This is a genomic window from Pseudomonas sp. IT-P74 (assembly GCF_949768175.1).
GTDB lineage: Bacteria > Pseudomonadota > Gammaproteobacteria > Pseudomonadales > Pseudomonadaceae > Aquipseudomonas.
Map to the genome: position 1 here is coordinate 254,502 of NZ_CATKQD010000077.1, position 12,759 is coordinate 267,260.

The 12,759-nt window shown below is 60.7% G+C and carries 10 protein-coding genes; 2 read left to right on the top strand and 8 right to left on the bottom strand.

All coding sequences use genetic code 11. From position 1 onward, the window contains the following. Window positions 1-27: 27 nt before the first annotated feature. Together ACM6J5_RS25395 and ACM6J5_RS25400 are read right to left on the bottom strand one after the other, a co-directional pair. Window positions 28-735, bottom strand: coding sequence for a PolC-type DNA polymerase III (locus tag ACM6J5_RS25395; protein WP_095944914.1), 708 nt, complete (start codon window positions 733-735; stop codon window positions 28-30). Beyond that, window positions 732-2,672, bottom strand: a complete 1,941-nt coding sequence (locus ACM6J5_RS25400) for a DUF294 nucleotidyltransferase-like domain-containing protein (RefSeq protein ID WP_414929553.1) — start codon at window positions 2,670-2,672, stop codon at window positions 732-734. The genes ACM6J5_RS25395 and ACM6J5_RS25400 overlap by 4 nt, the downstream gene beginning before the upstream one ends. A gap of 253 nt (window positions 2,673-2,925) precedes the next feature. Here ACM6J5_RS25400 and ACM6J5_RS25405 point away from each other — a divergent pair, with 253 nt between their 5' ends. After that, window positions 2,926-3,387 (top strand): response regulator, encoded by a 462-nt coding sequence (locus ACM6J5_RS25405; RefSeq protein ID WP_414929554.1) that lies wholly within the window; start codon window positions 2,926-2,928, stop codon window positions 3,385-3,387. Window positions 3,388-3,495: 108 nt separating this feature from the next. Here the strand turns inward: ACM6J5_RS25405 and ACM6J5_RS25410 are convergent, their stop codons facing one another. Beyond that, window positions 3,496-5,673, bottom strand: coding sequence for a malate synthase G (locus tag ACM6J5_RS25410; protein ID WP_095944917.1), 2,178 nt, complete (start codon window positions 5,671-5,673; stop codon window positions 3,496-3,498). A gap of 546 nt (window positions 5,674-6,219) precedes the next feature. Here ACM6J5_RS25410 and ACM6J5_RS25415 point away from each other — a divergent pair. Next, a complete protein-coding gene (locus ACM6J5_RS25415) occupies window positions 6,220-6,738 on the top strand; it encodes a glycine cleavage system protein R (RefSeq protein ID WP_414929555.1) in 519 nt (172 codons plus the stop codon). Window positions 6,739-6,953: 215 nt separating this feature from the next. On the opposite strand, the gene rarD is transcribed toward ACM6J5_RS25415, so the two are convergent. From rarD to ACM6J5_RS25440, 5 genes are all read right to left on the bottom strand, one after another. Continuing rightward, window positions 6,954-7,841 (bottom strand): EamA family transporter RarD, encoded by an 888-nt coding sequence (gene rarD, locus ACM6J5_RS25420; RefSeq protein WP_414929556.1) that lies wholly within the window; start codon window positions 7,839-7,841, stop codon window positions 6,954-6,956. 216 nt (window positions 7,842-8,057) lie between these two features. Continuing rightward, window positions 8,058-9,032 carry a serine/threonine protein kinase gene (locus tag ACM6J5_RS25425; protein WP_095944920.1) on the bottom strand — a complete coding sequence of 325 codons (975 nt, stop codon included), beginning with the start codon at window positions 9,030-9,032 and terminating at the stop codon, window positions 8,058-8,060. Between the two features lie 177 nt (window positions 9,033-9,209). Continuing rightward, on the bottom strand, window positions 9,210-11,111 hold the full coding sequence (locus ACM6J5_RS25430; protein WP_095944921.1) for a PhoX family protein: 1,902 nt from the start codon (window positions 11,109-11,111) through the stop codon (window positions 9,210-9,212). A gap of 67 nt (window positions 11,112-11,178) precedes the next feature. After that, window positions 11,179-11,943, bottom strand: a complete 765-nt coding sequence (locus tag ACM6J5_RS25435) for a TOBE domain-containing protein (RefSeq protein ID WP_414929557.1) — start codon at window positions 11,941-11,943, stop codon at window positions 11,179-11,181. Between the two features lie 63 nt (window positions 11,944-12,006). Then, window positions 12,007-12,747 carry a ComF family protein gene (locus ACM6J5_RS25440; protein ID WP_414929558.1) on the bottom strand — a complete coding sequence of 247 codons (741 nt, stop codon included), beginning with the start codon at window positions 12,745-12,747 and terminating at the stop codon, window positions 12,007-12,009. Between the last annotated feature and the right edge of the window lie 12 nt (window positions 12,748-12,759).

Genomic DNA, 12,759 nt, shown 5'->3' on the forward strand with positions numbered 1-12,759 from the left:
CTCGCTCCTACAAGGATGGCATGTGGGTCAGAAAGACGGCGCCTGTTGCCGTCGCTTCCACTGATTCAAGCGCTGTTGCAAATTCAACGGGCTGTGGATTTGCTGCTGTTGCGCACGGCTGAACAGGATCAACATCAATTCAGCGGTGGCCAGGGCGTCGGCGCTGGCGTGGTGGCGCTCGAAGACTTCGAGCTTGAACCAGTCGATCCAGTCGTCCAGCCCGGCCTCGCGAATGTGCGCCTGGGGGCATAGCAGCGGCGCAATGTCTGCCACGTCCAGAAAGGCATGCTGCAACTTGTAACCCAGATGATCCTTCAGTGCGCGCCCCAACATATGCTGGTCGAACGGCGCATGAAAGGCCAAAACCGGGCTGTCTCCGACAAACTCCATGAATTCGAGCAGCGCCTCGGCTGGATCACTGCCGGCAGCAATTGCACTAGGGCCCAAGCCGTGGATCAGCACGCTGGGGCCGAGTTTGAGTTCCTCGCATTGCAAGGTTCGCTCGAACTGTCGGCTGAAATCGATCGCGCCATCCTCGATCACCACGGCGCCGATGGACAGTACCCGGTCCTTGTTCATATTCAGCCCGGTGGTTTCCAGGTCGAGCACTACCCAGCGCTGCTCGCGCAGGCTGCAATCACTCAAACCGGTGACCGTCGGCAGGCGTTGAAGGCGTTGCTGCAGGTCGGCGGACAAGCTCGGGCCGGCCGGGCGCAGCCATGAAAACAGGCTCATAACTGATACCGCAAGGCCAGGCTGCTTTGCAGGCGCTGTGCCTGGCGCAGGGACTCACGCAGGATGCGCCGGTCCAGATGATTGAGGCTGTCGGGATCGACCCGGTTCGAGTAAGGAAAATTCTCCCGGGTCTGTAGTTGATGTTGCTGCATGCGGGTTTGCTGGATGAAGTGATAGGCCTCTTCGTACGCGGCGCCGTCCAGGGGAGCGATGATCTCCTTTTCGACCAACTGGCGAAAACGCTCCAGCGTGTTGTTCGCTTCGATACCGTGGACCAGGGCCAGCAACCGGGCGCCGTCGACAAAGGGCGCCAGACCCTGGATCTTCAGGTCCAGGGTGGCTTTCTCGCCATTTTTACGCGCCAGCACGAACTCGCGGAAACGTCCTACGGGCGGGCGATTGCGTAGCGCATTCTCGGCCATCATGCGCTGGAACAAACGGTTGTCGCCGACCTGATCGAGAATGCCCCGACGCAACTGCTCACAGCCTTGTTCGTTGCCCCAGACCACGCGCAAGTCGAAATAGATGCTCGAACCCAGCAGGTTCTCCGGGGTTGCCTCACGGATAAACGCCGCGAAGCGCCGCGCCCATTCGGCCCGGGACAGGCACAGCTCGGGGTTGCCGGCCATGATATTGCCCTTGCACAGGGTGAAACCACACAGCGCCAGGCTCTGGTTGATCTGCTGGGCAATGGGCAGCAGCTTGCCGCGAATCTCGGCGGCATGGGCCGCATCCCTGGCTTCGAACAGAATGCCGTTGTCCTGGTCGGTGTGCAGGGTCTGCTCGCGACGGCCTTCGCTGCCGAAGCACAGCCAGCTGAACGGCACGCCGGGGTCGCCTTTTTCGGCGAGGATCAGTTCGATAACCCGGCACACGGTGTGGTCGTTGAGCAAGGTGATGATGTGGGTGATCTGCGTCGAAGACGCGCCATGGGCCAGCATGCGCTCGACCAGTTGACCGATTTCGCCCCGTAGCGCCACCAGGTTTTCCACTTTCTGGGCATTGCGGATAGTGCGCGCCAGGTGCACCAGGTCGACCCGTTGCAGGGAAAACAGATCGCGCTCGGAAACCACGCCGCACAAGCGTTGGTCCTTGACCAGGCAGACATGGGCGATGTGACGCTCGGTCATGGCAATCGCCGCGTCGAATGCACTGTGATCCGGCGACAGGAAGAACGGCGCCCGGGTCATGTAGCCTTCGATGGCTTCGTTGAAGTCACTGCTGCCGTTGGCCACGGTCTGGCGCAGGTCGCGCAGGGTGAAAATCCCCAATGGCGCCTTGCACTCATCGACCACCACGATGCTGCCGACCTGTTGTTCGTGCATCAACGTCACGGCTTCGCGCAATGGCGTCTGCGGGCCGCACGTTACGGGGTGGCGCATGGCCAATTCGCCCAGTCGGGTATTGAGCGAATATTGGGTGCCCAGGGTTTCCACGGCTTTTTGCTGCACTTGCTGGTTGACCTGATCCAGCAGGCTGCTGACGCAGCGCAAGGCGAAGTTGCGGAAGGTGTCCGACAGCGAAAACAGGCGGATGAACGCCGGTTTGTTCAGTTGCAGGCAGAAGGTGTCTTCGCCGGCCAGGTGCTCGGTGCGGGTCGCCCGCTCACCCAGCAACGCCGCGAGGGGGAAACATTCGCCGGTGGTGATCTCGAAGACCGTTTCGGTGCCACCTTTTGCCGTATGCGGACGCTCGCCCACGACCCGGCCTTGCTTGACGATATAGAAGTGCTCGACCGGCCCGTCGGCGGGTTTGATGATGCTCTCGCCGGGGGCGTAAAAACGCAGTTGACATTGCTCGACCAGATACGCCAGGTGAGCGTGTTCCATCTGGTTGAAGGGCGGGAAGCGCTGAAGGAATTGCAACGTACCCTGGATGTTCTGCAACACCGCGGTTTTCCCTGCCTGTGTGAAGGCGTCCGCTTTACTCATAACCATTACCGCAGTCTTTTTTGAATTGTTGTAGTCGGATGACATGGACATGGTCGACCCCTGCGGTCGGGGTGCCCATTGGACGTAAGTCTAGGTAGGCGGTTGGTGTTCTGAAATGTCGGAAGAAGCCTACGCAAACGTGCGAAAAACCTCTCGGCCCCCCTATTGGAAAATTATCTGCCGGAGTGCACATTGATGATCTGCTTAGCGATGTCTCGTCAGTGTGCTAGGGAAATGAATTGAACATGTAGAGAAAGCCATGTCCGACCACGATATTTTGAGCGACGCCGAGCGCGAAGCGCTGAGTGCCGTCATGCTGGAGCCTGACCTGCCACCGCAACGGGTGCTGATCGTCGATGACGATAAGGACGCCCGGGACCTGCTGTCAGAGATCCTGGCACTGGACGGTATTCGCTGCCTGACCGCGGCCAGTGGCGAAGCGGCACTCAAGATGCTGGTGGCCGAGGCAGAGGTCAAAAAGCCGATGATCGGTTTACTGATCACCGACCTGCGGATGGGACACGTTGATGGCCTGGAACTGATCCGTCAGGTGCGCGAATCGGTAAGGGCGGCATTGCCGATCATCATTGTCTCGGGTGACGCCGACGTGAAGGATGCGATCGCTGCGATGCATATGAGCGTGGTGGATTTTCTGCTCAAGCCGATTGATACCGGCAATCTGCTGGAGTTGGTCAAACGTGAGCTTGGGATGAAGCCTTAGCCCAAGCCTGTCAGTCCTGAACTAACTCTGTGGGATCGCGGACAGCCCACAAAGAAAAAGCCCTGATCTGTCGATCAGGGCTTTTTCATGTCCGGCGCAGACGCTCAGTTACAGGCCATTGGCAGCCTTGAACTCGCGACGACGACGGTGCAGGACCGGCTCGGTGTAGCCGTTCGGCTGTTTCGTGCCTTCGACCACCAGTTCGACCGCCGCCTGGAAGGCGATGTTGCTGTCGAAGTTCGGGGCCAGCGGACGGTACAGCGCGTCGCCGGCGTTCTGACGGTCAACCACCGGCGCCATGCGCTTGAGGCTTTCCATCACTTGCTCTTCGGTGACGACGCCGTGACGTAGCCAGTTGGCGATGTGCTGGCTGGAAATACGCAGCGTGGCACGGTCTTCCATCAGGCCGACATCGTTGATGTCCGGCACTTTCGAACAGCCGACGCCCTGGTCGATCCAGCGCACCACGTAACCGAGAATGCCCTGGCTGTTGTTGTCCAGTTCGTTCTTGATCTGCTCGGCGGTCCACTGCGGGTTTACCGCCAGCGGGATGGTCAGGATGTCGTCCACCGAAGCGTGGGCACGTTTGGCCAGTTCGGCCTGACGGGCGAACACGTCAACCTTGTGGTAGTGCAGCGCGTGCAACGCGGCAGCGGTCGGCGATGGTACCCAGGCGGTGTTGGCACCGGCCATCGGGTGAGCGATTTTCTGTTCGAGCATCGCCGCCATCAGGTCAGGCATGGCCCACATGCCTTTACCGATTTGTGCGCGACCTTGCAGGCCGGTGCTCAGGCCGATATCGACGTTGGAGTTCTCGTAGGCGCCGATCCATTTTTCCGCCTTCATGTCCGCCTTGCGCACCATCGGGCCGGCTTCCATGGAGGTGTGGATTTCATCGCCCGTGCGGTCGAGGAAGCCGGTGTTGATGAACACCACACGCTCGCTCGCCGCCTTGATGCAGGCCTTGAGGTTGATGGTGGTACGACGCTCCTCGTCCATGATCCCGACTTTGAGGGTGTTGCGTGGCAGGCCCAGCACGTCTTCGATGCGACCGAACAGCTCGTTGGTGAACGCCGCTTCTTCCGGGCCGTGCATCTTCGGCTTGACGATATAGATGGAGCCTGTGCGGGTGTTTTTGCGCGAGGTGTTGCCGTTCAGGTTGTGCATCGATGCCAGGCAAGTCACCAGGCCATCGAGAATGCCTTCCGGCACTTCGTTACCATCTTTGTCGAGGATCGCATCGATGGTCATCAGGTGACCGACGTTACGCACGAACAGCAACGAACGACCGTGCAGGCTCAGTTCACTGCCATCGACAGCGGTGTAGGTGCGGTCGGCGTTCATGGTGCGGGTAAAGGTCTGACCGCCTTTGGCGACGTTTTCCGACAGATCGCCCTTCATCAGGCCGAGCCAGTTGCGGTAGATCACCACTTTGTCATCGGCGTCGACGGCGGCAACGGAGTCTTCGCAGTCCATGATGGTGGTCAGTGCGGCTTCCATCAGGATGTCTTTGACGCCGGCCGCGTCGGTCTGGCCGACCGGGGTGCTGGCGTCGATCTGGATTTCGAAATGCAGGCCGTTGTTTTTCAGCAGGATCGCGGTCGGTGCAGGGGCATCGCCCTGGAAACCGATCAGTTGTGCGTCGTTGCGCAGGCCGGTGTTGCTGCCGCCTTTAAGGGCGACCACCAGTTTGCCGTCAACGATCTTGTAGCCGGTGGAATCGACGTGGGAGCCGGCCGCCAATGGCGCCGCTTCGTCGAGGAAGGCACGGGCGAAGGCGATGACCTTGTCGCCGCGAACCTTGTTGTAGCCTTTGCCTTTTTCCGCGCCGTCGGCTTCGCTGATGGCGTCGGTGCCGTAGAGCGCGTCATACAGCGAACCCCAGCGGGCGTTTGAGGCATTGAGGGCGAAACGGGCATTCATCACCGGCACCACGAGCTGCGGGCCGGCCATGCGGGCGATTTCTTCGTCGACGTTTTGCGTCGTTGCCTGGAAATCGGCCGCTTCTGGCAGCAGATAACCGATCTCTTGCAGGAAGGCTTTATAGGCCACGGCGTCATGCGCTTGACCGGCACGGGATTGGTGCCAGCCATCGATGCGAGCCTGGAAATCATCGCGTTTGGCGAGTAGGGCTTTGTTCTTCGGCGCCAGGTCATGAATGACCTTGTCGGCACCGGCCCAGAACTTATCGGCGGTGAGGCCGGTACCGGGAATGGCTTCGTTGTTCACGAAGTCGAACAGGACTTTGGCGACCTGCAGGCCACCGACTTGAACGTGTTCAGTCATTGCTTGCCTCACTCTGCTCAGCTATTTCGCTTTTCAGCTCTTCAATTTAACAATGAAGCCTTTGGCCATTTAAACCACAAACCCGTCTACCAGTACATGCCCATGACAGGCGGCTGGGTTGGGACCAATCAACGGCTTGGGGCCTTGCTGACAGGGCTTTCAGGGTTGCGAACGTGCCTGTGGCAGACATCGATCCAACGTTATGTAGTGCGCGCTGCGGCATACTACATGATGAATTGCGGTTGTGAAAATTAGACTAATTACGTCGTTCTGCGACCCCATGACGCATTGCGGTCACGGCGCGGAGCAGGATGTTCTCAAAAAACCAGTGGATTGTTCCAGTTAAATATCAAAAGTTGTACACGATTTGTTGGGTCAGTCAGATCGGCGGTGCCTTCATTCGCGAGCAGGCTCGCTCCCACAAAGGCCCGCGCAACCGTTGTGGGAGCGAGCCTGCTCGCGAAGGCGCCTGACCTGTCGGCGCAGGTCCAACCCTTGCCTATACTTGGTTCTCCATAACAAAAGTCATGACAAGAGGGCTGCGCCATGGACCACCTCGTACTCACTGTTTTTGCTCCGGACAAACCCGGGCAAGTCGAGCGCATTGCCCAATGCATTGCCGAACACGGCGGCAATTGGCTGGAAAGCCGCATGTCGCGCATGGCGGGACAATTCGCCGGGATTCTTCGAGTGGGGGTGCCGGCAGAGGCCTACGACGAACTGGTCGATGCCTTGCAGGGCTTGTCCGCCCAGGGCATTCGCGTGTTGATCGCTGAAAGCGGTATCGAACAATCCTGCACCTGGAAACCGATCGCCATGGAACTGGTGGGCAATGATCGCCCGGGGATCGTGCGTGACATCACGCGCTTGCTGAGCGAGCAGGGGGTGAACCTGGAACGGCTGATCACTGAAGTGCGCCCTGCCCCGATGAGCAGTGAGCCGTTGTTCCATGCCGAAGCGATTCTCGCGGTACCGCTGACGCTGTCGCTGGACGTACTGCAATCGCGCCTGGAAACCCTGGCTGACGACCTGATGGTCGAATTGGTGCTGCGCAGTGAACCCTGATCAGGTTATCCAAGTTAAACGTGCACCCGCCTGTGGATAACCTGTAGAGACACCCCGCCAGGCCACGCCGACCGGGGCTCTCCAGCTTCTGATCAAAAAACCAGCAGTTTCAGCCACTTGCGCACAAACGGCGGGGATCACGTTGTGGATAACCTTGGGAAGGAATGGTGCAGGCCACGGGAGACGTGGCCGGCAGGGTTTTGTGCGTTTTTTGATCAGCTGCGGCGGCGCAAACTTATCCACGCATCGATGCTGTAAACCGCCAGGCCGGCCCAGATAAACATGAACGCTACCAGGGTGCTGGACGACAGGTGCTCGTCAAACAGCAGGACCGCTTGCAGCAGTACCAGAGTTGGCGCCAGATACTGGAGAAAGCCCAGTGTCGTGTAGGGCAAATGCCGTGCAGCAGCGTTGAAACAGACCAGCGGCACGAGCGTGATCGGGCCGGCGGCGACCAGCCACCAGGCCTGGGACGTGGTCCAGAATTCGGCCTGGGCGCTGCTGGCCGTCGGATTGAGCAGCAACCAGCCGAGGGCAATCGGCACCAGCATCCAGGTTTCCACCACCAGTCCCGGCAGCGCCTTGACCGGCGCCTGCTTGCGAATCAGGCCATAGAAACCGAAGGTCAGTGCCAACACCAGCGACACCCATGGCAGGCTGCCGACCTGCCAGACCTGTTGCGCCACACCCACAGCCGCCAGACCGACGGCAATCCATTGCATGCGCCGCAGCCGTTCGCCGAGGATCAGCATGCCCAGCAATACGTTCACCAAGGGGTTGATGTAGTAACCAAGACTGGCCTCCAGCATGCGTCCGTTGTTCACCGACCAGACGTAGGTCAGCCAGTTGGCCGCGATCAGCGCACCGCTCAGGGCCAGGATCGCCAGCCGTCGCGGATTTTCTCGCAGTTCGCGCCACCAGCCGGGATGTTTCCAGACCATCAGCAACAAGGCGCCGAACAGCGCCGACCAAAGCACCCGGTGGATGATGATTTCCACGGCGGGCACGCTGGCGATGGCTTTGAAGTAGAGGGGGAAAAGTCCCCAGATGATGTAGGCACTCAGGCCTAGAATGTACCCGTGGCGCGGGTTGGCGGCTTGCATGCAGAATCCTTGCTTAGGCAGCTAACAAAGGGGGGATTGTAAGGAGAATTGTCTGTGGATGTCCTGACTGAATAGGTAGGTCATTTGTGAACATCGGTCTCTGTAGGAGCGAGCTTGCTCGCGAAGAACGCAAGGGCAACGCGTTTATCCAGACAGCACGCGTTATCGTTGACGTCCATCGCGAGCAGGCTCGCTCCTACAGGGGGGGCGGGTGGGTCAGAAGAGCTTCAGTGGCTCTTCGTTGAGCGCCGCCAGTTGCTCGCGCAACGCCAACACTTGATCACCCCAATAACGCTCGGTGCCGAACCACGGGAAACTGCGAGGGAAGGCCGGGTCTTCCCAGCGGCGGGCGAGCCAGGCGCTGTAGTGCATCAGGCGCAAGGCGCGCAGCGGTTCGATCAAGGCCAGTTCACGGGGGTCGAAGTCGTGGAATTCGTTGTAGCCGTCCATCAGTTCCGACAACTGGCTCAGGCAATCCTGACGATCGCCGGCGAGCATCATCCAGATGTCCTGCACCGCCGGACCCATGCGGCAGTCGTCGAGGTCGACGATATGGAACATCTCGTCACGGCACATCATGTTGCCGGGGTGGCAGTCACCGTGCATGCGGATGTTCTGGTGCGGCGTGTTGCTGTAGGCATCTTCCACACGCTTGAGCAGATCGCGGGCCACCGATTCGTAGGCCGGCAGCAGGCTGCGGGGGATGAAATTGCCGTCGAGCAAGGTGGCCAGCGAATCATGGCCGAAATTTTTCACCGCCAGCGCTTCACGGTGCTCGAACGGCCGGGTCGAGCCGACCGCATGCAGGCGGCCGAGCAACTGGCCCAGGCGATACAGTTGATCGAGGTTGCCCGGCTCCGGCGCGCGGCCACCACGGCGGGGGAACAGGGTGAAACGGAAACCATTGTGTTCGTGCAGGGTTTCACCGTTGTGGATCAACGGCGCCACGACCGGCACCTCGCAGTCGGCGAGTTCGGCGGTGAACTGGTGCTCTTCCAGAATCGCTTCGTTGCTCCAGCGTTGCGGCCGGTAGAACTTGGCGATCAGCGGCTCGGCGTCTTCAATGCCGACCTGATAGACGCGGTTCTCGTAGCTGTTGAGCGCCAGGATGCGCGCGTCGCTTAGAAAGCCGATGCTTTCGACGGCATCGAGCACGAGGTCTGGTGTGAGGGTTTCAAACGGGTGGGCCATGCTGACTCCTGCGCGCAGCAGGCTGCTGCGTCCGGCCAGGCATGGTAGCGCAGACGGGCGCGGATAGGTGGTGACTGTGCTGACGCCATCGCGAGCAGGCTCACTCCCACAGGTCATGCGCCAGATTTGAAATCGCGCCAATCCTGTGGGAGTGAGCCTGCTCGCGATGAGGGGCTGTCAGGCGCCGACGATCCCGCCATCCTCCCGCGAAATCGCCATCACCGAAGACCGCGGCTTGCCATTGGGCAAGTGCTCGGGGAAGGTCGAACCGCCGTTTTCACCCGGATGCTGAATCCCGACAAACAGGGTTTTCTGATCCGGGGAGAAGCTGATCCCCGTCACTTCACAACCGACTGGGCCAACCATGAAGCGGCGAATCTCGCCGGTTACCGGGTCGGCACAGAGCATCTGGTTGTTGCCCATGCCGGCAAAGTCGCCGGCGTTGCTCGAATCGCCGTCGGTGAGAATCCACAAGCGTCCGGCCTTGTCGAAGCCCAGGCCGTCCGGGCTGTTGAACATGTTCTGCGGCGTGATGTTCGACGATCCGCCTTTTGGTGTGCCTGCGTGAACCCCCGGATTACCGGCGACGACGAACAGGTCCCAGGCAAAGGTTTTCGAACCGTGATCGTCACGCTCGGTGCGCCAGCGCAGGATCTGGCCGTAGACGTTCTTCTCGCGCGGGTTCGGACCGCCCACCGGTTGCCCGTCTTCGCCTCGTTTGGCGTTGTTGGTCAGCGTGCAGTAGACCTGACCGTCCTTGGGACTGACCACGATCCATTCCGGGCGGTCCATGCGCGTGGCTTTCACCACACTGGCGGCGAGACGGGCGTGGATCAGCACTTCGGCCTGATCGGCAAAACCGCTGCTGGCGTCGATGCCGTTTTTACCGTGGGTCAGTTCGATCCATTCACCCTGGCCTTTCGGGTGATCGACGTTGCCGTCCCCGGCATCGAAACGCGCCACGTACAGGGTGCCGTGATCGAGAATATCGCGGTTGGCCTTGGGGTTCTTGTGGTCGATCTTGTCGCGGCTGACGAATTTGTAGATGAACTCACCGCGTTCATCGTCGCCCATGTACACCACGGCATGACCGTCGCCGGTTTCGGCCAGGGCGGCGTTTTCGTGTTTGAAGCGGCCCAGGGCCGTGCGTTTGACCGGCGTCGATTTCGGATCGAACGGATCGATCTCCACCACCCAGCCGTGACGGTTGAGCTCGTTGGGGTTCTTCGCCATGTCGAAGCGCTCGTCGTGCGGGTGCCAGTTGATTTCTTTGCTGGTGGCCACCACACCGTAGCGTTTTTGCGCCGGGTCGAATTTCTGCTCGGCGTTGCTGCTGCCGAAGCAGTCGGTGAAGTTCTCTTCACAGGTCAGATAGGTGCCCCACGGCGTCTTGCCGTTGGCGCAGTTCTGGAACGTGCCCAGGACGTTCTTGCCCAGCGGATCGGCGCTGGTTTTGAGCAGGGCATGTCCGGCGGCCGGGCCGCTCAGGGTGATGGGGGCGTTGCCGTGAATGCGGCGGTTGTAGCGCGAGCCCTGGACGAATTGCCATTGGCCGTTCTTGCGCTGCACTTCAATCACCGACACACCTTCGCAGGCCAGTGCCTTGCGCACTTCTTGCGCCGATTGCGGCATGCCGCCGTGGGCGTAGAGGTAGCGGTAATTGGTGTATTCGTTGTTGATCGCCATCAGCGCCCGGTCTTTTTCGCCCGGAAACTCGAACAGGCTCATGCCGTCGTTGTTGTCGCCGAACTGGACTTCCTGATGTTCGGCGCTGCCGTTGCCGCTCGGGTCGAACGCCGGGCCGTCTTTGTGCAGCGGCTGGCCCCAGCTGATCAGCACCGAGGACTTGTAGCCCGGTGGCAGGGTGATGGCATCGCTGGTGGCGGCGGCAATGCTGTCGAAGCCCAACAACTGGCTGTTGCCGGCGCTGACACTGGCGGCCATCACGCTGCGGCTCAGCAGATTGCCGCCGAGGAACATCGCAGCGCCGCACAAGGCACCTGCGCTGATGAAGCCGCGACGGCTGAGGCCGACCATGTTTTCGAGGTCAGTGGACTGGTTTTCTTCTAATAGGCTCATTTCAGGCTCCCTGCGGATTTTGCAGACACCTTAAAGATGAGTAATGAACCTTTTGTTGCAGTTCTGCTTACAGTGGTGTGCCCAGCAGAACCCGGGACGGCGAGAACTCGACGCGCACCGGTTTGCCGTAAGTCAGCCCCGATGCTTGCAGATGACTCGGTTCGGCCAAGGCGCATAGGGTCAGACCGTTGGGCAGGGTGATGCGCACTTCGCTGGGGCCGTCGTCGGCATCGAGAATTTTTTCGATGATGCCGCTGAGGCAATTATTTCCAGGTGTTTCGACAGAGTCGATTTGCAGCACGTCGAGCCAGCCGGCCTTGATCAATGCCACGACTTCGGTGCCGATTTGCAGCTCCAGGCGCTCGGTGCTGTCGTGGGTGATTTGCGCGGCGACGATCAGGCCTTCGGCGACTTCGAGACGAATCAGGTCGTTGCGCCCCTGAGGTTCGATCGCCATCACCTTGCCGTGCAACTGGTTGCGCGCGCTGGTGCGCAGCATCAGACGCCCGAGCAGGTCCAGGTCGCTGGCGTCTTCAGCGGCTTCGAGCACCTGGGCCTGCAAGGCTTGCAGCTTCTGGTACAGGCGCAGCACCCGCTCACCTTCGTTGGACAGGCGCGCACCGCCGCCGCCCTTGCCTCCGACAATCCGCTCCACCAGCGGTTTCTGCGCCAGATTGTTCAGCTCATCGATCGCATCCCAGGCGGCCTTGTAGCTCATGCCCGCGCTTTTGGCCGCGCGGGTGATCGAGCCTTGTTCGGCGATGTGCTGCAGCAGGGCGATGCGTTGCGGACGGCGGACGATGTGCTGGGACAGCAAGGTGGGCAAAGACATGGCAAGTCGCTTTGGGTGGTGACGATGGTCAGGACGTTGGCCGCTTGGGTCGCGTGAGTCAAGTCAGGGTGTCTCGCCGGGTTTAGGCGTGCGGGTCAGGCAATAGACATCGACCCTGGCCGCCCCGGCGTCCATCAGCAGGCGAGCCAGGGCCTGGGCCGTGGCGCCGGTGGTCAATACATCGTCGACCAGAGCCAGGTGCTGGCCTTTGACGATGGCGCCGGGTGTCAGGGCGAAAGCGTTGCGCAGGTTCTTTCGGCGGGCTTCGGCGTTCAAGGCCTGTTGGGCGTCGGTGTCCTGGGTGCGCAGCAGCAACCGTTCGTCGCAAGGGATATCGAGACTCGCACTCAACCAGCGAGCCAGCATCGCCGCCTGATTGAACCCGCGCTGGCGCAGGCGTCGGGTGGCCAACGGTACCGGGATCAGGGCATGGGGGCGCGGTAGGTCGTCTTCGAAGCGATGTTGCAGGTATTGAGCAAGAAGTTCGGCGAGCAGGCGGCCAAACGGCCACTTGGCGTTGTGTTTGAAGCGAGTGATCAGGCTGTCTACCGGAAAGCTGTAGGTCCAGGGCGCAATCACCTGTTCGAAGGCTGGTGGCTGCTTCAGGCAATGGCCGCAGGTCAGGCCCGCGGCCGGGAGCGGCAGGGCGCAGGTCAGGCAGTGATCGCCGAGCCAGGGCAGCTCGAATTCGCAAGCCGTGCAGACAGGAGGGACGCCTTCGGCCGGTTCATCGCACAAAAGGCATGATTGTTTGTTTTTTAACCAGATGTAAACCTGTCCTTCGTATCGTGGTTGACAGCGCATCGCTCTTCCTTA